Source organism: Neorhizobium sp. DAR64860/K0K1 (assembly GCF_050500205.1).
Taxonomy (GTDB): Bacteria; Pseudomonadota; Alphaproteobacteria; order Rhizobiales; family Rhizobiaceae; genus Neorhizobium; species Neorhizobium soli.
On record NZ_CP191459.1, the window covers coordinates 150,278 to 172,234 of the forward strand.

24 protein-coding genes are annotated in these 21,957 nt (G+C 60.4%); 13 read left to right on the top strand and 11 right to left on the bottom strand.

All coding sequences use genetic code 11. From position 1 onward, the window contains the following. Positions 1 to 25 precede the first annotated feature (25 nt). Together ACQY1J_RS05320 and ACQY1J_RS05325 are read left to right on the top strand one after the other, a co-directional pair. Positions 26 to 676: a septation protein A gene (locus ACQY1J_RS05320; protein ID WP_062462334.1), complete on the top strand. Its 651-nt coding sequence runs from the start codon at positions 26 to 28 to the stop codon at positions 674 to 676. An 8-nt stretch (positions 677 to 684) separates the two neighbouring features. Then, positions 685 to 1,260 carry a DUF2585 domain-containing protein gene (locus ACQY1J_RS05325; RefSeq protein ID WP_430251865.1) on the top strand — a complete coding sequence of 192 codons (576 nt, stop codon included), beginning with the start codon at positions 685 to 687 and terminating at the stop codon, positions 1,258 to 1,260. Between the two features lie 36 nt (positions 1,261 to 1,296). Here the strand turns inward: ACQY1J_RS05325 and ACQY1J_RS05330 are convergent, their stop codons facing one another. From ACQY1J_RS05330 to ccmA, 5 genes are read right to left on the bottom strand one after another with little or no spacing between them, the layout of a single operon-like run. Next, on the bottom strand, positions 1,297 to 1,908 hold the full coding sequence (locus ACQY1J_RS05330; protein ID WP_430250875.1) for a DsbE family thiol:disulfide interchange protein: 612 nt from the start codon (positions 1,906 to 1,908) through the stop codon (positions 1,297 to 1,299). After that, on the bottom strand, positions 1,905 to 2,078 hold the full coding sequence (gene ccmD, locus ACQY1J_RS05335; RefSeq protein ID WP_430250876.1) for a heme exporter protein CcmD: 174 nt from the start codon (positions 2,076 to 2,078) through the stop codon (positions 1,905 to 1,907). The genes ACQY1J_RS05330 and ccmD overlap by 4 nt, the downstream gene beginning before the upstream one ends. Before the next feature lies 1 nt (position 2,079). Continuing rightward, complete coding sequence (locus tag ACQY1J_RS05340; protein ID WP_430250877.1) at positions 2,080 to 2,862, bottom strand: heme ABC transporter permease; 783 nt, start codon at positions 2,860 to 2,862, stop codon at positions 2,080 to 2,082. Positions 2,863 to 2,902: 40 nt separating this feature from the next. Continuing rightward, the gene (gene ccmB, locus ACQY1J_RS05345; protein ID WP_113111713.1) at positions 2,903 to 3,562 is read right to left on the bottom strand and encodes a heme exporter protein CcmB; all 660 of its coding nucleotides are present in this window, start codon (positions 3,560 to 3,562) and stop codon (positions 2,903 to 2,905) included. Beyond that, complete coding sequence (gene ccmA / locus ACQY1J_RS05350; RefSeq protein ID WP_430241810.1) at positions 3,562 to 4,206, bottom strand: heme ABC exporter ATP-binding protein CcmA; 645 nt, start codon at positions 4,204 to 4,206, stop codon at positions 3,562 to 3,564. The genes ccmB and ccmA overlap by 1 nt, the downstream gene beginning before the upstream one ends. Positions 4,207 to 4,487: 281 nt before the next feature. On the opposite strand from ccmA, the gene acnA reads away from it, so the two are divergent. From acnA to ACQY1J_RS05370, 4 genes are all read left to right on the top strand, one after another. Further along, positions 4,488 to 7,181, top strand: a complete 2,694-nt coding sequence (gene acnA / locus ACQY1J_RS05355; protein WP_062462356.1) for an aconitate hydratase AcnA — start codon at positions 4,488 to 4,490, stop codon at positions 7,179 to 7,181. 227 nt (positions 7,182 to 7,408) lie between these two features. Beyond that, positions 7,409 to 8,146, top strand: coding sequence for a TSUP family transporter (locus tag ACQY1J_RS05360; protein WP_430250878.1), 738 nt, complete (start codon positions 7,409 to 7,411; stop codon positions 8,144 to 8,146). 177 nt (positions 8,147 to 8,323) lie between these two features. Further along, entirely contained in the window at positions 8,324 to 9,091 is a 768-nt protein-coding gene (locus tag ACQY1J_RS05365; protein ID WP_062462362.1) for a DUF1223 domain-containing protein, read from the top strand. Between the two features lie 326 nt (positions 9,092 to 9,417). Then, positions 9,418 to 9,807 carry a DUF2794 domain-containing protein gene (locus ACQY1J_RS05370; protein WP_192085694.1) on the top strand — a complete coding sequence of 130 codons (390 nt, stop codon included), beginning with the start codon at positions 9,418 to 9,420 and terminating at the stop codon, positions 9,805 to 9,807. A gap of 6 nt (positions 9,808 to 9,813) precedes the next feature. Here ACQY1J_RS05370 and ACQY1J_RS05375 read toward each other — a convergent pair whose 3' ends face one another. From ACQY1J_RS05375 to ACQY1J_RS05390, 4 genes are all read right to left on the bottom strand, one after another. Next, a complete protein-coding gene (locus ACQY1J_RS05375) occupies positions 9,814 to 10,371 on the bottom strand; it encodes an N-acetyltransferase family protein (RefSeq protein WP_430250879.1) in 558 nt (185 codons plus the stop codon). Between the two features lie 123 nt (positions 10,372 to 10,494). Then, positions 10,495 to 11,241, bottom strand: coding sequence for a Bax inhibitor-1/YccA family protein (locus ACQY1J_RS05380; RefSeq protein WP_062581634.1), 747 nt, complete (start codon positions 11,239 to 11,241; stop codon positions 10,495 to 10,497). 156 nt (positions 11,242 to 11,397) lie between these two features. Then, the gene (locus tag ACQY1J_RS05385; protein WP_062581636.1) at positions 11,398 to 13,941 is read right to left on the bottom strand and encodes an ABC transporter permease; all 2,544 of its coding nucleotides are present in this window, start codon (positions 13,939 to 13,941) and stop codon (positions 11,398 to 11,400) included. Then, positions 13,938 to 14,648: an ABC transporter ATP-binding protein gene (locus tag ACQY1J_RS05390; protein WP_113111718.1), complete on the bottom strand. Its 711-nt coding sequence runs from the start codon at positions 14,646 to 14,648 to the stop codon at positions 13,938 to 13,940. The genes ACQY1J_RS05385 and ACQY1J_RS05390 overlap by 4 nt, the downstream gene beginning before the upstream one ends. 75 nt (positions 14,649 to 14,723) lie before the next feature. Between ACQY1J_RS05390 and ACQY1J_RS05395 the strand changes: the two genes are divergently transcribed. The 4 genes from ACQY1J_RS05395 to ACQY1J_RS05410 all read left to right on the top strand — a co-directional run bounded on the left by ACQY1J_RS05395 (position 14,724) and on the right by ACQY1J_RS05410 (position 16,832). Further along, positions 14,724 to 15,374, top strand: coding sequence for a GDSL-type esterase/lipase family protein (locus tag ACQY1J_RS05395; protein WP_113167784.1), 651 nt, complete (start codon positions 14,724 to 14,726; stop codon positions 15,372 to 15,374). A 66-nt stretch (positions 15,375 to 15,440) separates the two neighbouring features. Next, on the top strand, positions 15,441 to 16,028 hold the full coding sequence (gene thpR, locus ACQY1J_RS05400; protein WP_092659293.1) for an RNA 2',3'-cyclic phosphodiesterase: 588 nt from the start codon (positions 15,441 to 15,443) through the stop codon (positions 16,026 to 16,028). A gap of 20 nt (positions 16,029 to 16,048) precedes the next feature. Beyond that, on the top strand, positions 16,049 to 16,366 hold the full coding sequence (locus ACQY1J_RS05405; protein WP_092660928.1) for a 4a-hydroxytetrahydrobiopterin dehydratase: 318 nt from the start codon (positions 16,049 to 16,051) through the stop codon (positions 16,364 to 16,366). A 64-nt stretch (positions 16,367 to 16,430) separates the two neighbouring features. After that, complete coding sequence (locus ACQY1J_RS05410) at positions 16,431 to 16,832, top strand: YkvA family protein (RefSeq protein WP_062462639.1); 402 nt, start codon at positions 16,431 to 16,433, stop codon at positions 16,830 to 16,832. An 18-nt stretch (positions 16,833 to 16,850) separates the two neighbouring features. Here the strand turns inward: ACQY1J_RS05410 and ACQY1J_RS05415 are convergent, their stop codons facing one another. Beyond that, a complete protein-coding gene (locus tag ACQY1J_RS05415) occupies positions 16,851 to 17,414 on the bottom strand; it encodes a sigma-70 family RNA polymerase sigma factor (RefSeq protein WP_062462388.1) in 564 nt (187 codons plus the stop codon). Positions 17,415 to 17,831: 417 nt separating this feature from the next. Here ACQY1J_RS05415 and ACQY1J_RS05420 point away from each other — a divergent pair, with 417 nt between their 5' ends. The 3 genes from ACQY1J_RS05420 (at position 17,832) to ACQY1J_RS05430 (ending at position 21,213) form a co-directional block, all read left to right on the top strand. Next, entirely contained in the window at positions 17,832 to 18,359 is a 528-nt protein-coding gene (locus tag ACQY1J_RS05420; protein WP_062462391.1) for an invasion associated locus B family protein, read from the top strand. Between the two features lie 237 nt (positions 18,360 to 18,596). Then, the gene (gene rlmN, locus ACQY1J_RS05425) at positions 18,597 to 19,835 is read left to right on the top strand and encodes a 23S rRNA (adenine(2503)-C(2))-methyltransferase RlmN (protein ID WP_062581643.1); all 1,239 of its coding nucleotides are present in this window, start codon (positions 18,597 to 18,599) and stop codon (positions 19,833 to 19,835) included. A 307-nt stretch (positions 19,836 to 20,142) separates the two neighbouring features. Further along, positions 20,143 to 21,213, top strand: coding sequence for a hypothetical protein (locus tag ACQY1J_RS05430; protein WP_430250880.1), 1,071 nt, complete (start codon positions 20,143 to 20,145; stop codon positions 21,211 to 21,213). 55 nt (positions 21,214 to 21,268) lie between these two features. On the opposite strand, the gene ACQY1J_RS05435 is transcribed toward ACQY1J_RS05430, so the two are convergent. Continuing rightward, a complete protein-coding gene (locus ACQY1J_RS05435) occupies positions 21,269 to 21,910 on the bottom strand; it encodes a LysE family translocator (protein WP_062462396.1) in 642 nt (213 codons plus the stop codon). Positions 21,911 to 21,957: the final 47 nt, after the last annotated feature.

Below are 21,957 nucleotides of genomic sequence, written 5' to 3' on the forward strand. Positions count from 1 at the left end.
ATTACTGGCTTTAAAGTTGGACCCCATGCAGACGATTGAAAGCGACACCAAGCCGACCAAGGAAGAAAAGCAGCATCCGGGCCTGAAAATGGCGCTGGAGCTCGGGCCGCTCCTGGTGTTCTTCTTCGGCAACCTGCGCGGCGAATGGCTGGTGCAGAAATTCCCGGCGCTTTCGGCCGTCGGCGGCCCGCTTCTGGTGGCAACCGCGCTGTTCATGGTCGCCACGGTGATCTCGCTGGTGATCTCCAAGATCGTCTTCAAGCATCTGCCGGTCATGCCCTTCGTGTCGGGCGTGGTCGTCATGGTGTTCGGGTCGCTGTCGATCTGGCTGCAGGACGAAACCTTCATCAAGATGAAGCCGACCATCGTCAACACGCTGTTCGGCGTGGTGCTGCTCGGCGGGCTTTTCTTCGGCAAGTCGCTGCTCGGCTATGTCTTCAATGCCGCCTTCAGCCTGAATGAAGAGGGCTGGAGAAAGCTCACCCTGCGCTGGGGGATCTTCTTCCTGTTTCTCGCCGTGCTCAACGAAGTCGTCTGGCGCAATTTCTCCGACGAGGCCTGGGTCAACTTCAAAGTCTGGGGCACGATGCCGATCACCATCTTGTTCACCCTGTCGCAGATGCCTCTGATCATGCGCCATTCCGTCGAAGAGCCGAAATCAGGTTCCGAGGTGTGACTGCCGGGGTGCTTCCGCCAAGCGGTTCATCCGGACGACGCTGGCTTGTCGCAGCGCTGGTAATTTTTGTGGCGCAGATCGCCATTCTCTATGCGATTGGCCGCATTCCGATCTGCGAATGCGGCTACATCAAGCTGTTCGAGCCTGATGTAAATTCGTCAGGTAATTCCCAGCATCTGGGGGACTGGTATGTGCCGTCCCACATCATCCACGGCTTTCTGTTTTACGGGCTCGGCTGGCTGATCCTGCGCCGCGCGCCGGTTGCGGCCCGGTTCTCGCTTGCGGTGCTGATCGAGGCCGCGTGGGAAATCGCCGAGAATTCGCCCGTCATCATCGACCGCTACCGGACCGCGACGATGGCGCTTGGGTATTCGGGCGACAGCATCATCAACTCGGCGATGGATACGGTGTTCATGGCGCTCGGATTCCTGTTTGCCGCGCGCGCGCCCATCTGGCTCACCGTCTGCATCGCCCTGTTCTTCGAACTCTTCACCGGCTGGCTGATCCGCGACAACCTCGTCCTCAACGTGCTGATGCTGGTCTGGCCCGTCGATGCGATCAAGGTCTGGCAGAACGCGGTTTGAGGCGTTGAACAAGGTTCAGAATCAGCACGTGCCGGCTCAGCCTTTGCCTGCCGCTTCTTCGATGGCCGGTAGCAGATCCTGGGTGACGCTGCGGGTGTCGAAGGGGCCGACCTTCTTGTAGAGGATCGTGCCGTCGGGGCCGACAAGATAGCTTTCCGGAATGCCATAGACGCCCCAGTCGATCGCGGACTTGCCGTTCGGATCGATGCCGATCGCCTTGTAAGGGTTGCCGAGCTCGCCGAGGAAGCGCAGCGCGTTGTCGTTGCGGTCCTTGTAGTTGATGCCGACGATGGTGAGCCTTTTGTCTTCTGCCAGTTGCTTCAGGATCGGATGTTCCTGCCGGCAGGGGACGCACCAGGAGGCAAAGACATTGACCAGCGTCAGCTTGCCGGCAATGGCCGGAGAGGTCAGTGCCGCGGTGCTCGAGCCTTCGAGAGGCGGTAGCGCGAGGGACGGCGCTTTCTTGCCGATCAGGGCTGACGGAATGGCGGAGATGTCGCGTCCGTTGACATCCTGGTCGTAGAGCATCTTGCCGGCGACTGCGGCAAAGCCTGCGAAGGCAAGCAGCGGGATCAGCGCGAAGGCGTAACGGGTGAGACTGCGGCGCTTCGGCGGGATGTCCTGCGAGGATGAGGGTTCGGCGCTCATGCCTTGCCGCCTTCCGGCGCCGTTGCCGAGCGGCGGCGGATGCCGGCGGCTTCGAGCTGCGCAAGCTCCCTTCGGCGGGCGCGGCCATCGAGCCAGACCCAGCCGATCAGACAGAGCGAGATGAGGCCGGCAATTCCATAGGACATGGCGATATAGAATGTGTGGCTCATGTCAGTTGCTCTTCTCGATCGCCGAGCCGGGTTTGTCGCCGGCCATTCTTGCTGCCATCCGGCGCTGCGCGGACACGCGGCGGCGCCAGATCTCGTTGCGCATGGCGGCGATGTGCAGGGTGAAGAACAGCATCGTGAAGGCGAGTGCCATGACGAGCAGCGGCCGCAGGAACGACCCGTCGATGCTCGAACCGCCCATGCGGATGACGCTTGCCGGCTGATGCAGCGTGTTCCACCAGTCGACCGAGAACTTGATGATCGGAATGTTTACGAAGCCGACCAGGATGAGGATGGCGCAAAGGCGGGCGGCCTTGCCCGGATCATCCATGGCACGGTTGAGCGCGATCAGGCCGAGATACATCAGGAACAGCACGAAGACGGAGGTGAGCCGCGCGTCCCAGACCCACCAGGTTCCCCACATCGGCTTGCCCCAGAGAGAGCCGGTGGCAAGCGCGATCAGCGTGAAGGCGGCGCCGAGCGGGGCGGCGGTCTTGTGTGCAACGTCTGCCAGCGGATGGCGCCAGACGAGTGTGCCGATCGCCGAGAGCGCCATCACCGTGTAGCACATCATCGAAAGCCATGCCGCGGGCACATGCACATACATGATGCGAACCGTCAGCCCCTGCTGATAGTCGCCTTCGCCGGCAAAGCTCAGATAGAGGCCTGCTGCAAACAGGATCGCGGTGACCGCTGCAAGCCAGGGCAGGACGCGCGACGCCAGGCCTAAAAACCGGGTCGGGTTGGCGAGATCGCTGAATTTGGTGATGGCAAGGCTTTCGGACATCTGGGTTTTCTACTTCAGGGCGAAAAGAAGTTCCATCTAATCAATCGTCGGCGTTTCGCAAAGCGAGCGCTGCGCCAAGGGGCCCAAGCACTGCAAAAAACATCGTGATTGCCACCAGTATCAGAAAAGGCGGCAGGAATGGAGCAGGATCCTCCACCGCCGCATAGGAAGCGCTGACCCCGAAGATCAGCACCGGCACGGCAAGCGGCAGGACGAGGATCGAGACGAGCAGCCCGCCGCGCGGCAGGGTTACCGCAACCGCTGCGCCCACGGCACCGATGAAGGTCAGCGCCGGCGTACCGACCAGAAGCGTCAGCATGGTGGCGCCGATCGCCACTTCGTCCATGTTCATGAACAGGCCAAGCAGCGGCGAAGCGATGACCAGCGGCAGGCCGTTGCCGATCCAGTGGGCCAGGCATTTGACGAGCACGGTGAGAACGAGCGGATGCTCCTGCATCAGCATCAGGTCCAGCGATCCATCCTCGCGGTCGGTCTGGAACATCCGGTCGAGGCCGAGCAGGGCGGAGAGGAGCGCTCCGATCCAGACGATCGCCGGACCGATTCGCGACAGAAGGTTGAGATCGGGACCGACACCGAAGGGAATGACGGCGACAACCGTGATGAAGAACAGGACGCCGATCAGCGCGCCACCGCCGGCACGGACGGAAAGCTTCAGGTCGCGCAGGAGGAGAGCGGTCATCACCAGACCTCCTCGGCGATACCGGTAAAGCCGGCCATCTTCAGTTCCTGCGCGTTCTCCAGTCCGAGCGGTTGGTGGGTGGCGCCGATCAGGATGCCGCCGTTTCGGAGATGTGATTCGATCAGCCCGGTGAACACGCGTTCCGCACTCACGTCGAGGGCTGCGGTCGGTTCGTCGAGGATCCAGACCGGCCGGAAGGAGACGAGAAGCTTGGCAAATGCCATGCGGCGCTGCTGGCCGGCGGAAAGATATCCGAACGGCAGATGGGTGATGTCGCCAAGCCCGACCGCATCGGCCGCTTCGTCGACAGAAAGAGACTCGCCCTGCGGTGAATGGCCGAAAAACTGCTGCCAGAATGTCAGGTTTTCATACACCGAAAGTTCGGCTTTCATGGCATTGCGGTGGCCGAGGTAATGGCAGGCTTCTGCTGCCCGCATGCCCTTGTCAGCAGTCTCTGCCTGCCATGTGACGGTGCCGCTTTCGGGGCGCAGGAGGCCTGCCACGACGCGCAGGAGCGTGGATTTGCCCGATCCGTTTTTCCCCGTCAGAACAAGGCTTTCGCCGCGAGACAATGCGAAGGACACGCCCTGGAAGATCAGATCTTCGCCGCGCCGGGCGCTCAGATTTTCGGCAATCAGCCGCATGTGGTCTATGCCTTTTCGGGCCGGATTAAGCCTTCGATCACATCGCTGCCAAAAAATGTTTGGCGACCTGCGTCAAAGTGTCTGGAACGCTTCTTAGAAATTATCTATAAGCATCGCAACACGCCAGCGGCCGGCGTGATTTTCATCTAGCGCCGAACTTGAGGATCATCAAAAGTCCTTTCGTGCGGACAGCGGAAATGGTCGTACCCGCATCCTGATGTGCATGAAGTGCATAGGCGTCCGCACGCGCGTGTTGGCTCTTACATCAGCGGGGTTTATCCGTGGCTAAATCTGTCGACAGTTTCAATTGTCGCTCCGTCCTTACCGTAGGCGGTAAGGACTATGTCTATTACAGCCTTCCGAAAGCCGAGCAGAATGGTCTGCCGGACGTTTCCAAGCTGCCCTTCTCGATGAAGGTTCTGCTTGAAAACCTGTTGCGCTTCGAAGACGGAAAGTCCGTTACCAAGGACCAGATCCTGTCGGTTGCCGAATGGCTCAACAACAAGGGTCTGGCCGAGGCTGAGATCGCTTATCGTCCAGCCCGCGTGCTGATGCAGGACTTCACCGGCGTTCCGGCAGTCGTCGATCTCGCAGCCATGCGCGACGGCATCAAGGCACTCGGCGGCGATCCTGAAAAGATCAACCCGCTGGTCCCGGTCGATCTCGTCATCGACCACTCGGTCATCGTCGACGAATTCGGCACACCGACTGCTTTTGCCCGCAACGTCGAGCTCGAATACGAGCGCAACGGCGAGCGCTACCGCTTCCTCAAGTGGGGCCAGCAGGCGTTCAAGAATTTCCGCGTCGTTCCGCCCGGCACCGGCATCTGCCACCAGGTGAACTTCGAATATCTCGGCCAGACGGTCTGGACCAGTGAAGAAGACGGCGAAACCGTCGCTTATCCGGACACCTGCGTTGGCACCGATTCGCACACGACCATGATCAATGGTCTCGGCGTTCTCGGTTGGGGCGTCGGCGGTATCGAAGCGGAAGCCTCGATGCTCGGCCAGCCTGTCTCCATGCTTCTGCCAGAAGTCATCGGCTTCAAGCTGACCGGCAAGCTCAAGGAAGGCGTCACCGCGACCGACCTCGTGCTGACAGTCGTGCAGATGCTGCGCAAGAAGGGCGTGGTTTCCAAGTTCGTCGAATTCTTCGGCCCAGGCATGGACAACATGCCGGTCGCAGACCGTGCGACGATCGGTAACATGGGTCCGGAATACGGAGCGACTTGCGGCTTCTTCCCGGTCGATGCCGAAACCGTCAGCTACCTCCACATGTCCGGCCGCACCAAGGAGCGCATCGCGCTCGTCGAAGCCTATTCGAAGGCTCAGGGCATGTGGCGCGACACCGACGGTGCCGAGCTGGTCTTCACCGACACGCTGGAACTCGACCTCAACGACGTCGTGCCGTCGATGGCCGGCCCGAAGCGTCCGGAAGGTCGCATCTCGCTCGAGAACATCGCCTCCGGTTTCGCTGGCTCGATGGACACCGACTACAAGAAGCCGGGCCAGCTTGAAAACCGCTACCCGGTTGAAGGCACGGATTACGATCTCGGTCATGGCGATGTGGCGATTGCCGCCATCACGTCCTGCACCAACACATCCAACCCGTCGGTGCTGATCGCGGCTGGCCTTCTCGCCCGCAACGCAGTTGCCAAGGGTCTGACGTCCAAGCCTTGGGTGAAGACCTCGCTTGCACCGGGATCTCAGGTTGTTGGCGAATATCTCGCCAAGTCCGGCCTGCAGGATTCGCTCGATGCGATCGGCTTTAACCTCGTCGGCTTCGGCTGCACGACCTGCATCGGCAATTCCGGTCCTCTGCCGGCGCCGATCTCCAAGACGATCAACGACAAGGGTCTGATTGCTGCCGGCGTTCTTTCCGGCAACCGCAATTTCGAAGGCCGTATTTCGCCTGACGTCCAGGCCAACTACCTGGCTTCGCCGCCGCTCGTCGTCGCTTATGCGCTGGCCGGCTCGGTGCGCAAGGACCTGACCACGGAACCGCTCGGCATCGGCAGCGATGGCCAGCCGGTATTCCTCAAGGATGTCTGGCCGACCTCCAAGGAAGTTCAGGAGTTCATCCAGAAATACGTCACCCGCGAACTGTTCGAGAGCAAGTATGCGGACGTGTTCAAGGGCGACGAGAACTGGCAGGCAGTCCAGATCCCTGACGGCGACACCTATGCATGGGACGACAAGTCGACCTATGTGCAGAACCCGCCGTATTTCGTCGGCATGGGCAAGACGGGAACCGGTCTCAAGAACATCCACGGCGCACGCGTCCTTGGCCTGTTCGGCGACAAGATCACCACCGACCACATCTCGCCGGCCGGTTCGATCAAGGCTGCTTCGCCAGCCGGTGCTTACCTTTCGGAAAACGGCGTCGCCGTTGCCGACTTCAACCAGTACGGCACGCGTCGCGGCAATCATGAAGTCATGATGCGCGGCACGTTCGCCAACATCCGCATCCGCAACCACATGCTCGGCCCGAACGGCAAGGAAGGTGGCTACACCATCCACTATCCGTCCAAGGAAGAGATGTCGATTTACGATGCGGCCATGAAGTACAAGGATGAAGGCACGCCGCTGGTCATCTTTGCCGGCGTCGAATACGGCAACGGTTCCTCGCGTGACTGGGCTGCAAAGGGCACCAACCTGCTCGGCGTCAAGGCCGTCATCGCCCAGTCGTTCGAGCGTATCCACCGCTCCAACCTGGTCGGCATGGGCGTCGTTCCCTTCGTCTTCGAAGAGGGCGTGACCTGGGCTTCGCTCGACCTCAAGGGTGACGAGACGGTCGAGATCGTCGGTCTCGAAGGCGATATCAAGCCGCGCGAATGGAAGATCGCAAAGATCACCTATGGCGACGGTTCGGTGAAGGAAATCAACATCCTCTGCCGCATCGATACGCTGGACGAGGTGATCTACATGAACAACGGCGGCATTCTGCAGACCGTTCTTCGCGATCTGGTCGCTTAATAAAAAATCCTCCACCCGCCGGTCAGACCGGCGGGTGGAAATTCTTTGACGGCGATCGGCTCACCCGCCTGGATGTGCTTTTCGCAAGACTTCGTCAGCCCAAATTCCTGGGCTGGAGAACCGGTTTTCCGACCCTGCATGTGCCGGGTCGCTCAATTCCCCTGACCAGCACGGGGATGCGGTGGTGAGCATTTTGCCTTGGCCACCGACGTTAAGGTCTTCATTCCTTGTCCCTCATCATTTTTATCGGCATGGCCGTTACGGTTTTCCTGACGTCGCTTCTGTCTGGGATTTTCGGCATGGCGGGCGGGCTGATCCTCTTGTGGGTCCTGCTGTTTCTCTATCCGGTCGGCACGGCAATCGCGATCCAGGGCGTCATCCAGATGGTCTCCAACGGATCCCGCGCCTGGTTCTCCCGCGCCTATATCGACTGGAAGATCCTCTCGATCCTGTGTTCCGGTGTGGCGGTTTCCGCCCTCATCCTGTTTCTGACGAGCTATACGCCAAGCCTGATCGTGGTCCTGATCGGTGTCGGCCTGATGCCTGTTCTCGTCTGGATACCGGTCAACCGACTGCAGCTCGATGCGTCGCGTCCCTCGCATGCGTTTTTGGCTGGGCTGCTGTCGGGTGGGATGACGATCAGCGTCGGCGTGGCAGGTCCGACGGTCGATATCTTCTTCATTCGCACCGCGATGGACCGGCGCAAGGTCATCGCCACCAAGGCGTCGATCCAGACGATCTCGCATCTGGCAAAGATCGCCTTCTACTGGGATGCCGCTTCGAACCTTCCGACCGTTGACATGGTGGCGGTGCTGATCGCCGCGCCGATCGCCATCCTCGGCGCACGGGCGGGCAACGGTATCCTGCAAAAGATGACGGACGCCAATTTTCGGAGCTGGACCCGATGGGTGGTGACCGGCGTCGGCGCGGTCTACCTGACCCAGGGATTGCTGAGCTTTTTCTAACAGGCGGAACGGGCCGGACACGCGATCGCAGAGAGCGATCACATGTCGGATCCTCACCCGTTCGTGACTTCCTCTTGAACCGGTGCCGCGGTTACTTATCCGGCGTCCCACCGTTATGGCCTTGATTGCCCCTCGCAATCGTGGATAACAAACAACCTATCAAAGGGTTTGCCATTCATGCTGCTTCGTTTTCGCTCCATGGTCCTCGTTGCCGGTCTGCTGATAGCAGGCTCGGCTTCGGCAGGGGAATCGAAGGCCCCGAAGGGCGTCGTGGAACTGTTCACCTCGCAGGGCTGTGCCTCCTGTCCGCCGGCGGACACCACGTTCAGCCAGCTTGTGGCCCAGGGCGACGTCGTGGCGCTGTCCTATCACGTCGACTACTGGAACTATCTCGGCTGGACCGATACGCTTGCCTCCAAAGAGAATACCGAGCGTCAGTACGGCTATGCCAAGACGATGGGCCGCAGCGGCGTGTACACGCCGCAGGCCATCATCAACGGTCGCGACCATGTCAAAGGTACGGACCTGGTCGGCATCAACTCCAAGGTCGATGGTATGCGCAGCAAGGGAGAGGGGCTGGTTGTTCCCGTCTCGGCTGCCATGCACGGAGACGAGATCGAGATCGAGATCGGCGCCGGCAATGCACAGATACCGGCCGAGGCCGAAGTCGTCGTCGCCTACTTCACGAAGAAGCAGCAGGTCGAGGTGACGAAGGGCGAAAACAGCGGCAAGAACATGGATTACTGGCATAGCGTCTACGACGTGCAGTCCGTTGGCATGTGGAACGGCCAGACCATGTCGCTGAAGCTGCCAGGCAAGCTGATGGGCAAGTCCAAGAAGGACGGTTGCGCAATCCTGCTTCAGGCATCGGGCCCGAATGGCGAGCCGGCCGAGATCATCGGCGCAACAATCCTGATGGCCGGGCGCAAGAAGCTGGACGACTGACAGGGCATACCAACACCGCTCACCAGCAAGCTGGTCGCGGAGCGCCGCGCGCTCATTCTTTTCGACGGGAAGTTTGTTGGCGGCCCGGTCCAAATCCACTGGGGGGCTGGGGGTAAGGGTCAGCGAACCGAACCGGGCCAAATGGCGCTAAAGAACGCGCCAAACCAACATCTGCAATCTCGCTTGCAATTCGGGCGCTGTTTTGACCGAAATACGGCTTTCTCAGAAAACATCGCGGCAGCCGGTAACCTGGTATGGCAGCGTTGTAATTTCTAAAATGTCGGGGCACACTGTCACTGCTTTGACATCTATGATTGGGAGTCTTGATGACCGATCAGCCTGAATTTCCGAGGGGCCACCGGCCTCACGATGCTGCCGTCGTCGTCAATCTCAGCGAATACCGACAGAGCCTCGATCCTGCGCCCGTGACATTTCACCGTCGAGAGCTCGACTCCATCCTGTGGATCTATGGTCGGATGGTGGGCGAGGGCGAGTGGAAGGATTACGCGATCGACCACCTGAAGGACAAGGCCGTGTTTTCGATCTTCAAGCGATCGGGCGAGATGCCGCTGTTCAGGATCGAGAAGAACCCCAAGCTTGCCAACAAGCAGGGTGCCTATTCCGTCATCAACACGAACGGCGTGATCCTGAAGCGTGGTCACGAGCTGCCACAGGTGTTGAAAGTGTTCGACAAGGCGCTGAAGCTCATCGACTGAACTGGTTCACTCGGTGAACAGCGAACCGGGATAGACCGTCGGGTCAGGCGGTGTATCCTTAGCCTCTCCGAGTGCGATCTGCATCAGGACCGTGTCCAGCCACTGACCGTGCTTAAAGCCGGTGCCTTTCAGCGTACCGGTCATTTCGAAGCCTAGGCTCTTGTGGACCGCGACGGATGCGGGGCTTGCGCCACCGATCACGGCCACCATCTGGCGAAAGCCGAGCGCTGTGCAGCGGCTGAGCAGTTCCTGCAGCAGTGCCTTCCCGGCACCCTTTCCACGCGCCCCCGGAAAGAGATAGATCGAATCCTCTACCAGCCAGCGATAGGCTGGCCGCGTGCGGAAGGCGGATGCATAGGCATAGCCGATGAGCACACCGGCGTCGTCGATGGCGGCGATGTAAGGATAGCCCTTCTCGCGGAGGGCTTGGAAGCGCGCGGTGATCTCTTTCAGGTCAGGCGGGGTGATCTCGTAGCTTGCAGTGCCGTTCAGCACACTGTCCCGGTAGATGGCGGTGATGGCGGGCAGGTCGTCGGCTGTGACGTCGCGAAGGTGCTGGGGCATGGCAGGACTTGGAGCTTGAGGTGAGGCAGCAAGCCTATGACGCAGCCTCCCGGCGGGCAACAAAAAAGGCGACCTTGCGGCCGCCTTCTTGTGTGTCGTCTGGTCTGTCGTCCACTCCGTGGATCAGTTGTTACGGTTGCCCATGAACTGAAGCAGGAAGGTGAACAGGTTGATGAAGTCGAGGTAGAGCGTCAGGGCGCCCATGATCGCCTTGCGGCCCATGACCGTCGCATCATCCGCGTCGTAATACATTTCCTTGATCTTCTGCGTGTCGTAGGCGGTAAGGCCTGCGAAGATCAGCACGCCGATCGCGGAGATCGCGAAGCCGAGTGCCGAAGACGCCAGGAAGATGTTGACGATCGAGGCGATGATCAGACCGAACAGGCCCATGATCAGGAACGAGCCCATTGCCGACAGGCTTCTCTTCGTCGTGTAGCCGTAGAGCGACAGGGCGCCGAACGAAGCTGCAGTCACGAAGAACGTCTGCACGATGCTCTGGCCGGTAAAGACCAGGAAGATCGACGACAGCGAAAGACCCATCAGGGCAGCGTAGCCCCAGAAGGTTGCCTGGGCGGCGCTCACGCTCATCTTGTTGATCCTGAAGCTCAGGAAGAACACGACGGCGAGCGGCGACAGCATCACGACCCAGCGCAGCGGGCTTGCAAACAGCAGCTGGCCGAAGGGGGTCAGCTGGCCATCGGCGACGGCCATCTGCCAGGTCGCGAATGCCGCGATGCCGGTGATTGCCAGGCCGAGTGCCATCAGGTTGTAGACCTTGAGCATATAGGCGCGCAGGCCTTCATCGATCATCGCACCGGACTGCGCACCCGTCTGGGCGGCTCGGTTTTGATAGTTGTTGAAGTCAGCCATAGTATCCTCTTCAAGCTCCGGAATTTGTCACGGTGTCGGGCCCTAACGGTCAGACCCAGGCGCCGCTGCGGAGCCCAGCAAGCCTACCATCAAATATGAGGCGATAACCACGCCTATACAAGGGGGAAGGAACGCAATGGATCCCAAAGCTCCCGATCACAATTCCCGGAGGACCGGCGCCGCCTTCTGGCCGAGCACCCGCCATGTGCCGATAAGCCCGATGCCGACGGTCAGCACCAGCGAGGCCACAACCGTGATGATCGCCACATCCGGCAGGAAGGTCGAGGGAAGGCGCATGATGCGCGACACGATGAACCAGGCGGATACGCCGCCGGCCAGAAGCGCAAACACGGCGGTGGCGAAGCCGAGGATCATGTATTCATAGCTAAAGGCACGAATGAGCATGGATCTCGTTCCGCCCAGCGTCTTCAGGATCACGGCATCGTGGGTACGGGCGCGGTTTCCGGCCGCAAGCGCCCCGGCAAGCACCAGCACCGAAGCGATCAGCGCCACGGCGGCCGCTGCCCGGATCGCGGTTGCCAGCTGGCCGATCAACTGATCGACGATATCGATCGCATCCTTGACCCTAACACTCGTGATGGTCGGATAGGCATTGCTGACGGAGCGCAGGATTGTCGCTTCCTGCTGCGCCGTTGCCGATGGATCGGTGAGGGTCGCAAGCCAGGCATGCGGCGCGCCGCGGAACGTGTTGGGCGAGAAGACCATGACGAAGTTGATGGACAGCGATTCCCATTCGACGTTGCGGAAACTGGAGATCTTGGCGGTGATGTTGCGGCCGAGCACGTTGACGGTGACCGTATCACCGAGTTTCAGTCCGAGTTCGCCTGCCTCTTCCGCCGAAAATGAAACGAGAGGCTCGCCGTCATAGTCGGCCGGCCACCATTCACCCTGCGTCAGGGTCGAGCTTTCCGGCTTGTTCTTGGCGTAAGTGATGCCGCGATCGCCGCGCAGAACCCAACGGCCCTTTGCCGGAACATTCATCTGACTGACATCCTGACCGTTGAAGGCGAGGATGCGACCCCGCAGCATCGGCACCTCGAACAGCTTGGCGCCGGGTGCCTGCTCCTGCAGCAGCTTGCGGAAACCATCGACTTCGGCGCTCTGGACATCGACGAAGAAGAAGTTCGGCGCGTTGCGGGCGATGTTGCCGGTCAGCTGGTTGCGCATGTTGCCGTCGATCAGCGCCAGCGTCACCAGGAGTGCCAGACCGAGGCCGAGCGAGAGCACGACCGAGGGCGTCAAGGCGCCGGGACGGTGGATATTGCCGAGCGCCAGCCTCAAGGCCGGCGAACTTACGCGCGGAGCCCGACGGGCAAGCCACGAGATGAGCGCTGCAACCAGCCGCAGCAACACGAAGGCGCAGGCGACTGCGCCGAGGAAGACCGAGGCGACGAAGTGATTTTCGGACGAGAAGATCGCAAGGATCGCGAGAGCGGCGAGTGCTGCGCCTGCGGCTGCCAGATACGGCCAGGATGGAAGCCGGCCCGTGTCGAAACTCTGTTCTCTGAACAAAGCTGTGGCAGGGACCTCTCGCGCGTGTCCAAGCGGCAGAATGGCGAACGCAAAGGTGATCAGCAGACCGAACAGGGCGGCAAGCCCAAGCGCAGAGGGATAGATGTTGATGCCATCGGGTACCGGAAGCACGCCTTCGAGAAAGCGCAGTGCCACGATGGGCGAAACGGCGCCGATGACGAGGCCGGCCAGAATGCCGATCACTGCCAGAACCATGATCTGGAACAGGTAGATCAGCGTGACAACAGTTGCGGGTGCGCCGAGGCATTTGAACGTGGCGATCGTGGTGCGTTTGGCATCGAGGAAGGCCCGCACGGCGTTCGCCACGCCGACACCGCCGACGATCAGCGCGGTGAGGCCGACCAGCGTCAGAAACTGCGAGAAGCGCTCGACGTTTTCGGTAAGCGAGGGGGCTGCGCGGTCGCTGCTTCGGATCGACCAGCCGGCGGCCGGGAATTCGCGGTTGGCGCGATCGGCCAACCCGGTCCGGCTGGCAGGATCACGCAGCTTGATCTTGTAGGCGTGTTCGACAAGGCTGCCGTTTGCCATCAGGCCCGACGCCTGCAGCGCTTCCCGGCTGACCATCAGGCGGGGCGCAAAGCCGAAGCCATCGGACACCGCGTCCGGTTCCGACGCGATCGTGCCGCGCAGGACGAGCCTGATATTGCCAAGCAACAGTTCGTCGCCAGTCTTGATGCCGAGGCGCTCGAGCAGAAGCGGAGCGGCCAGTGCGCCGAAGGTCTCGCCCTGTTTGGCGACGAGTTCCTGCAGGGGCGCGGCCGGCTCGGCCTTAAACTCTCCGTAGAGCGGATAGGCGCCGTCGACGGCCTTGACCTCGACCAGCGCCTGTTCGGATCCATCCGGCTTGCGGGCCATGGAGCGCAGGCCGGTCGAGACGGACATTTCGCCGAGCCCGCTCAGAAAGGCGCGTTCCTGTTCGGTCGCTTCGCGGTTGTTCAGCTCAAAACGAATATCGCCTGCAAGCAGCTGCTGGCCCTGGCCGGCAATCGCTTCGGTAATGGCGCGCGAAACGGAATTGACGGCGGCGATGGAGCCGGTGCCAAGGGCGATGCAGGCGAGGAAGATGTAGAAGCCGCTAAGGCCACCGCGCATTTCCCGCAATGCCAGGCGCAGTGCAATTTTCAGCCGAGGGACCGCGACCATCATACGGATGCGACCTGAACGGCCGGAGCGCCTGCTCCGTCGTCGATGATTTCGCCGGAGCGGACGCGGATCTGGCGCGAGCAGCGGGCAGCGAGCGAAATGTCATGGGTGACGAGGATCATCGTCATGCCGCGCTCGGCCTGCTTGGAAAACAGAAGGTCGGCGATCTGGCGCCCGGTCTCGGTATCGAGATTGCCGGTTGGTTCGTCCGCGATCAGCACGGCAGGCGAGGGGGCGAGTGCGCGGGCGATCGCCACGCGCTGCTGCTCGCCGCCGGAGAGCTGGCCGGGATAGTGGTGCAGCCGCTCACCGAGGCCAACGGCTGTCAGCTCGCGGCGGGCGATCTCGAACGGATCTTTCGCATTCGCAAGCTCCAGCGGGACCGCGACGTTTTCGAGCGCGGTCATGTTGGCGATGAGGTGAAACGACTGGAAGACGATACCGATATTGCGGCCGCGGAAATCCGCCAGCGCATCTTCGGAAAGGTTGTGAAGCGCCTGGCCGTTAATGACGATCTCGCCGCTGTCGAGGCGTTCAAGGCCAGCCAGCACCATCAGCAGTGTCGATTTGCCGGAACCGGAGGGACCAACGATGCCGACCGCTTCTCCTGTGTCGACGTCAAGATCCATGCTCTTCAAAACGTGAACGGATGCCGCCGCGCTGCCGAGGGTGAGATCGGCTTTTCGCAGCGTGATGATGGTTTTAGTCAATGCAGACCGTCCTATATAGGCTTCAAGAGCAATTCATGCCGCGCTGCGGTTAAGCCCAAATCTAGGAGACCGATCGTGCGTTTTAAAGCAAGACCGCTTCAATTCCTCGTCATGATACTGGCAGCACTGACCGCAGCCCCGGCTTTTGCCCAGGACAAGACCCTCCAGATCGTCGGTTTTGGAGACAGTCTGATGGCCGGTTACCAGCTGGCGCCGGCAGAATCCTACACCGCCCAGCTCGAGGCAGCGCTGAGAGCGAAGGGCCTCAATGTGGCGATCAACAATGCCGGCGTGTCCGGCGATACCAGTTCCGGCGGGCTTGGACGCATCGACTGGTCGGTTCCAGATGGCACTGATGGCGTGATCCTTGAGCTTGGCGCCAATGATGCGCTGCGCGGCATCGCACCCGAGCAGACGGAAAAGAACCTCGATGCGATGATCACGCGGCTGAAGGCGCGCAACATTGCGATCTATCTGGTTGGCATCATGGCGCCGCCGAACATGGGCAGCGACTATGCGCAGAAGTTCAACCCGATCTACGAAAGGCTCGCCAAGAAACACGCGCTGCCGCTCTATCCGTTCTTCCTCGATGGCGTGACCACTGTTGCCGGAATGCAGCTCGAAGACGGCATGCATCCAAACGCAAAGGGTGTCGCGGCCATGGTCGAAAAGAGCCTTCCTTCGGTCGAAGCCTTCCTTGGGGACATCGGTAGTCAGCAAAAATAATATCTTGCGCGGAAGCGAGTTGCATGTTCCGCTGTTAGCATCTGCAAAAGATTCGAGGAGGTCCCTATGCCGAGACTTTTCATCGCCCTCGAAGTTCCACGCAATGTCGCGATGAGCCTGTCGCTGCTCCGTGGCGGCATCCCCGGCGCACGGTGGATCGATGTGGAGAACTATCACATCACCCTTCGCTTCATCGGCGACATCGACGGACGGACCGCAGACGAGATCGTCGACCGGCTGGACCGGATCGACCGTCCGGAATTCCAGCTAAAGCTGACAGGTATCGGTTCGTTCGGGTCCAAGAAGCCGCATTCGATCTTTGCCGGTGTCTCCCCGTCGCCCGAACTTCACGCGCTGCAGGGGGAAACCGAGCGGATCTGCCAGCGTCTCGGACTGGCGCCGGATCCGCGGAAATTCACGCCGCATGTCACTCTGGCACGTCTCAAACACTGCCGACTCGATGAAGTCGTACATTACCTTTCAGGGCGCGGGAATTTTCACACCGCGCCCTTTGTCGTTCCGCGTTTCGTGCTGATGTCTTCCAAGGAATCCTGCGGTGGCGGGCCCTACCTGACGGAGGAAATCTTCCCGCTGCGCGAGCTCAGCTACGGCTATGCCCAGGACGAGATGGAAACAGCCGAGCACCGTTTCTAGTCTCTGGCGAAGGTATGCTGATGGCTTATGAGGTGCTGGACAGAGAAGCGATCGAGCGCGAGATCGCCACTCTCGATGGCTGGACGATGGGCCCTGATGGCGACGCGATCACGAGGAGCTTTGTCTTTGCGTCGTTTCGCCAAGCCTTCGGGTTCATGGCGGAATGCGCGTTGGCGGCTGAAAAACTCGACCATCATCCGGACTGGTCCAACAGCTATTCGCGTGTCGAGGTGCAACTCACCACCCATGCGAAGAAGGGGCTGACAGATCGTGATTTCAAGCTGGCGCGAGCCATGGACGAGGCATTTCGCGCACGGATCGTCACGCCCCGGAATTGAACTTCACACCGGCATTCCCATATGCTGATGCATTGAAGCGAGCATCTGGAGTGACGGAATGAGCGTGGATGACGTCAAGATCGGCGAGATCCTTCTGCCCGGCGACGAAAAAACGCAGGATCGCCGGGAAAAGCAGGTGCGTGCCAGGTTCTGGCCGACGATGCGGCGAGCCGCGCGGCAAATTCCATTCAGCCGCGATCTGGTCGCCGCCTATTACTGCGCCGTGGACCGAAAAACACCCTTGCGCGTTCGCGGGACCTTGCTGGCAGCGCTCGCCTATTTCATTCTCCCCATCGACATCGTCCCGGATTTCTTTGCGGTCGTCGGCTTCAGCGATGATATCGCGGTTCTTGCTGCGGCCCTGCGCATGATCCAGGGCCATATCAACGACGGACATTACGACGCAGCAGACAGCGCGCTTGCCGATCACCCCGATATTGCAGCCGGAATGAAGACGAGCGGCTGATCCGGCCGCCCCGCCGCTTCAGTTCGGTGAAGTCTCTTCCAGTGCTCGCCGCAGGCGCTCGAACGCCAGCCTGATGCGCGACTTTACGGTGCCCAGCGGAAGCCCGGTCGAAGCGGCGATTTCGGAATGGGACTGACCCAGGAAAAAGGCCGCCCGCACCAGCTTCATCTGCTCGTCCGGAATCTGAGAAAGTGCATCACGGACCCTCTCGTCGCGCTCCTTGCTTTCAAACAAGGTGTCGACGCCCGGTACCTCCGCCAAGGCAAGAAATGTCTCCTGGCCGTCAAACTTGCGGTTTCGGGCGCGGCGCTTGGCATCGATGTGGCGGTTTCGTGCGACCCGGAACAGCCAGGTCGACAGGCTTGATCTTGCGGGATCATAGAGGCTGGCACGATGCCAAAGGATGGTCATGACATCCTGGACGAGTTCTTCTGCCTCGTCCGAATTCATGCCGCGCTTCATCAGCCAGGATTTCAGGCGTGGCGCGAAATGATCAAAAAGCGCAGTGAACGCGTCTTGATCACGCGTTGCAGCCACTGCCCTGACCAGGCGGGCGAAGCGGTCTCTCTCGTCCCCTAGCATCTAACCGGCAGTAGGCTTTCTTTGTGAGTAGGCGTCAGCTTTGCGACTATCCTACCGTATCGGTAGAAAAACGGGTAGCGGTTTTAAGCAGGATTTATACGTAGTTTCAAAGTGCTGCGGCCTGCGTCATCGGACGGACAAACTCTTGCCCAAATCGTTGTTGAGTGATGCGCCCAGAAAACTCGACGTCTGGAACGGGCATCATCAAACGCAACCCTGCGCCGCATTCGACCACATCCCGGTTCACTACATATTCAGCATCCAACCGATAGTGTTGACTCTTTGGTAACCGGAATGAAGTCAAAATGGGACCCGACCGTTGGGACGCCGCATATGACGCCCAGACATGACGCCGAGAAGGCATGTCCGTACTGGCCCGGCTCGGGCCCTTGAAATTACGAAAATTGGCAGGAGATCATGGCCGCTAGAACCGTCGCAATCGCATTGGCGCTTACTCTCGCCGGAATTGGCGCAGGACTTGGCGCCGGCACGGGTACCGCTTCCGCCCAGACGCCGAACCGCATCCAGCAGTTCAAGGCGTGGGGTGCGTATTCCTACAAACAGGGCGCGGCTACGGTCTGCTACGTCTTGTCCGTCCCGACGACCAAGGAGCCTGCAAGCGTCGATCACGGCGATATCTTCTTCATCGTGTCGCAGCGTCCAGGCCAGAACATCTCCTACGAGCCACAGGCGATGATGGGCTACACGATGCAGACCAATTCCAAGGTCACCGTGACGATCGACAACAAGAACTTCACGATGTTCACCAAGGACAAGGCCGCCTGGGTCGAGAACGCTGCCGAAGAACCGGCTCTCGTTGCTGCGATGCGGACCGGTCAGAAGATGAGCGTCAGCGCCGTATCCGGTCGCGGTACCAAGACGTCCTACGCCTATTCGCTGCAGGGCATTTCAGCGGCTCTGAAGCAGGTCGAATCCTGCAAGTAAGCAGAGATTGCCACCACCGCATTGGAAGGCCGGTCATCGACCGGCCTTTTGCGTTTGACGAAGAATAGTGACGTGGCGTCGTTTTGATGATAAAGCGCCCGTCAAGATTAGTCCTGCGCGACCGTTCCTCGGAAAGTCGCTTACCCGGGACGCCATGATTTCACAGAAAGACATGCCACGGCGATGCGCGAAACCTGCGCTGGGCGAAGGCATGTTATTCGAACGGGATATGAAGAAATGTCGGTCTCCGAGGCCTTTGCGCCTGTCGCCATCAAGAAGCCGCTCGTCGCCAATCCGGACCTGTTCAGTGAAAAGCCGTCGCTGATCGGTATGTCGCGCGAGGATATGAGCGCGGCGCTGAGGGAAAAGGGCATACCGGAAAAGCAGGCGCGGATGCGTGTCAGCCAGCTCTGGCACTGGCTCTACATTCGCGGCGTGTCGGATTTCGACGCGATGACGAATGTCGCCAAGGACATGCGCGAAATGCTGAAGACGCATTTCACGATTGCGCGTCCCGAAGTGGTGGAAGAGCAGATCTCCAATGACGGCACGCGCAAGTGGCTGCTGCGCTTTCCGCCGCGCGGTGCCGGCCGTCCGGTCGAGGTCGAAACGGTCTACATTCCCGAAGAGGGCCGCGGCACGCTCTGCATATCAAGCCAGGTCGGCTGTTCGCTGACCTGTTCCTTCTGCCATACCGGCACCCAGCGCCTCGTGCGCAACCTGACGGCCGAGGAAATTCTGAGCCAGTTGCTTCTGGCGCGCGACCGGCTGGGTGATTTCCCCGGTGCCGACACGCCGCCCGGCGCTTTCGTGCCGACTGGCGACCGCAAGGTCACGAATGTCGTCATGATGGGCATGGGCGAGCCGCTCTACAATTTCGAAAGCGTCAAGACGGCGCTGCTGATCGCGACAGACGGCGACGGGCTTTCGCTGTCGAAGCGTCGTGTCACGCTGTCGACGTCGGGCGTCGTGCCGGAAATCTATCGGACCGGCACGGAAATCGGCGTGATGCTGGCGATCTCGCTGCATGCGGTCCGCGACGAACTGCGCGACATGCTGGTGCCGATCAACAAGAAGTATCCGTTGAAGGAACTGCTGGAAGCCTGCCGCCAGTATCCGAGCCTGTCCAACGCCCGTCGCATCACATTCGAATATGTGATGCTGAAGGACGTCAACGACAGCCTCGAGGATGCCAAGCTGCTGACCCAGATGCTGAAGGGCATTCCGGCTAAGATCAATCTCATCCCGTTCAACCCGTGGCCCGGTACCAATTACCAGTGCTCGGACTGGGAGACGATCACCAAGTTTGCCGACTTCATCAACCAGGCAGGCTATGCCTCGCCGATCCGCACGCCACGCGGCCGCGACATTCTCGCCGCCTGTGGTCAGCTGAAGTCGGAATCGGAGCGCATGCGCAAGACGGAGCGTCTCGCCTTCGAAGCGATGATGATCGCCGGCCATGGCGAAGACGACTGACGCCGGGAGGGCTTCGATTGCTGGCTGAACCGGCTCGAAGCCTGGAAACCTCTCATCAGTCCTTTCGTTTCTGACACCGAGCGCTCGAGGGGCGGCAAAAATGCCGCCTGGCGCGGCGCAAATGCGCTTGATTCCGTTGTAGGGGTCATATGCAGACTGCAATAATCTGATATCGATGTGGCTCATCCAGGTGCAACCGGAAGATGCCACCATGTTTCAGCATCCCATTAGGAAGTCTGCATTTTATGTATCACTAACAGGCGGAACGATAGTTACTGCCTTAATTTCCACAACCGCAGAAGCCCATGTGAAATGGTTCGCACCCTACATCGTGGGTGCGCCACTGCAGCCGGTCGAAACTGTTCTGCGTGATATCTGGTTTTGGGTGGCGATCGCACTCGTTCTCGTTTGTTTCGCCGCAGCCCGGGTCATAGAAACCAGCCGTTTTGGACCGTTGATCTTCGAAGCGCTTGATCGCTTTACCTCGCCGCTCTGGGCGAGGATCGACGATTATGTCCGCGTCGTCATTGGCTCGTTCTTCGTCGCGATCTTTGCCACGGGTGGCGTTTACCTGACACCGGACCTGAAGACGCCTGCCGAATGGGTGTCCTGGCTGCAGTTGCTGATCGCTGCCCTGATCTTCTCGCGGCGGACCATGCCTTTCGCCGGCCTTGGAATTGTTGCCCTATGGCTGCTCGCGGCGCGGGACTACGATCTCTTCCACTTGTTCGACTATTTGGCGCTCGGGCTCGGCGTTGCCGCCTACCTGATCGTCGAGCCGATGAAAGACGACTGGCGTATCCACCGTTTTGAAGTGCTGCGCTGGGGGCTAGCCATCGCGCTCATGTGGTCGAGCCTCGAAAAATTCGCCTATCCCGAATGGTTCTATCCGCTGGTGCTGGAAAAGCCCTTTCTCACGATGGGCATGCCCCGCGATGTCTTTATTCCCATGGCCGGTATCGCCGAATTCACCATGGGCTTCGGTCTTCTCTGGACCGCGCTTATCCGCCGCCTTTCGGCCATCGCAATGATCGTCATCTTCACCTCGGCCGTCTTGCCGTTCGGGCGGATAGATCTGATCGGCCACGGGTTGATCACCGCCATCCTGGTGGCGGTTGCCTGCGACCAGAACCGGGCAGACGGGCTGCTGCCCGGACTGAAACAAAAGCTTTCGGCCATCCCTGCCGGGCTGGCTGTCGCCATCGTGGTTTTCTTGAGTGGCTATTGGGGCCTGCATCTCGCCTTCTATGGTGCCGGAGGCTTTTCCGGGCCGGTGGCGGCCGAAAAGACCACCCATTCCCACAGCGTCGAATACCCGCATGGCCCGCAGTCCGACATCGGAATTGGTGCCCCGCCCACCCGCGGCCAGGGGGAGTAACAGAAGAGTCGTCCTTCGACGCGAAGCGAAGGTAGTTTGAAACGAAGGGGCGACCTTATCTCGACTGCGTCATGAAGATCTTCACGGCGAAGACCGAGAACACGCCGGCGAAGGTGTAGTCGAGGCCGCGCAGGACTTTCGGATTTCTTTGCAGCCAGTTCGCAAGCCGATCGGCGGCAAGCACGACGATCAGGTTCACCGGCATGCCGATGGCGATGAAGAAGATCCCGAAGAAGACCAGCTTGCCCGTCACATGCGGATCTGTCGCCGTCACGAACTGCGGCAGGAAAGTCATGAAGAAGATGATCACCTTCGGATTGAGGATGTTCACCCAAAAGCCGATCGAGATATTTGCGAGCGGGCTCGCCGTTGCGCGCTCCACGGTTTCGACGGAGAAGCTGGAGCCGAAGCGGATCGCCTGGATCGCCAGCCACAGCAGATAGGCGGCGCCGCCTGTTTTCAGGATGAAGAAGGCGGTGGGCGAGGCGGTAATCAGCGCCGAGATTCCGAAGGCGACCAGAAGCGTGTGGCAAACGACACCGAGACTGGTGCCGAGCACCACGAACAGTGCCGATCTGCGCCCCTGCGCAAGCGCCCGGCTGATCGACAGCGTCATATCAGGCCCAGGCGTCAGAGCCAGAAGCAAGCCGGCTGCTGTGAAGGCCAGAAGCGATGCAAGGCTTGGCAGGAATTCCATTGATGTCCTCGACAGCCGGATAACGGTTGTCGCTTTTTATCCGGCTT

Coding starts and splice junctions, on each gene's coding strand:
- thpR (WP_092659293.1), top strand. CDS start 15,441: ATGCCGAGACTTTTCATCGCCCTCGAAGTTCCACGCAATGTCGCGATG.
- rlmN (WP_062581643.1), top strand. CDS start 18,597: ATGTCGGTCTCCGAGGCCTTTGCGCCTGTCGCCATCAAGAAGCCGCTC.
- ACQY1J_RS05380 (WP_062581634.1), bottom strand. CDS start 11,241: ATGGCTGACTTCAACAACTATCAAAACCGAGCCGCCCAGACGGGTGCG.
- ACQY1J_RS05375 (WP_430250879.1), bottom strand. CDS start 10,371: ATGCCCCAGCACCTTCGCGACGTCACAGCCGACGACCTGCCCGCCATC.
- ccmA (WP_430241810.1), bottom strand. CDS start 4,206: ATGCGGCTGATTGCCGAAAATCTGAGCGCCCGGCGCGGCGAAGATCTG.
- ACQY1J_RS05415 (WP_062462388.1), bottom strand. CDS start 17,414: ATGCTAGGGGACGAGAGAGACCGCTTCGCCCGCCTGGTCAGGGCAGTG.
- ACQY1J_RS05330 (WP_430250875.1), bottom strand. CDS start 1,908: ATGAGCGCCGAACCCTCATCCTCGCAGGACATCCCGCCGAAGCGCCGC.
- ACQY1J_RS05370 (WP_192085694.1), top strand. CDS start 9,418: ATGACCGATCAGCCTGAATTTCCGAGGGGCCACCGGCCTCACGATGCT.
- ACQY1J_RS05420 (WP_062462391.1), top strand. CDS start 17,832: ATGGCCGCTAGAACCGTCGCAATCGCATTGGCGCTTACTCTCGCCGGA.
- ACQY1J_RS05385 (WP_062581636.1), bottom strand. CDS start 13,941: ATGATGGTCGCGGTCCCTCGGCTGAAAATTGCACTGCGCCTGGCATTG.
- ccmD (WP_430250876.1), bottom strand. CDS start 2,078: ATGAGCCACACATTCTATATCGCCATGTCCTATGGAATTGCCGGCCTC.
- ACQY1J_RS05340 (WP_430250877.1), bottom strand. CDS start 2,862: ATGTCCGAAAGCCTTGCCATCACCAAATTCAGCGATCTCGCCAACCCG.
- ACQY1J_RS05365 (WP_062462362.1), top strand. CDS start 8,324: ATGCTGCTTCGTTTTCGCTCCATGGTCCTCGTTGCCGGTCTGCTGATA.
- ccmB (WP_113111713.1), bottom strand. CDS start 3,562: ATGACCGCTCTCCTCCTGCGCGACCTGAAGCTTTCCGTCCGTGCCGGC.
- ACQY1J_RS05435 (WP_062462396.1), bottom strand. CDS start 21,910: ATGGAATTCCTGCCAAGCCTTGCATCGCTTCTGGCCTTCACAGCAGCC.
- ACQY1J_RS05405 (WP_092660928.1), top strand. CDS start 16,049: ATGGCTTATGAGGTGCTGGACAGAGAAGCGATCGAGCGCGAGATCGCC.
- ACQY1J_RS05320 (WP_062462334.1), top strand. CDS start 26: ATGCAGACGATTGAAAGCGACACCAAGCCGACCAAGGAAGAAAAGCAG.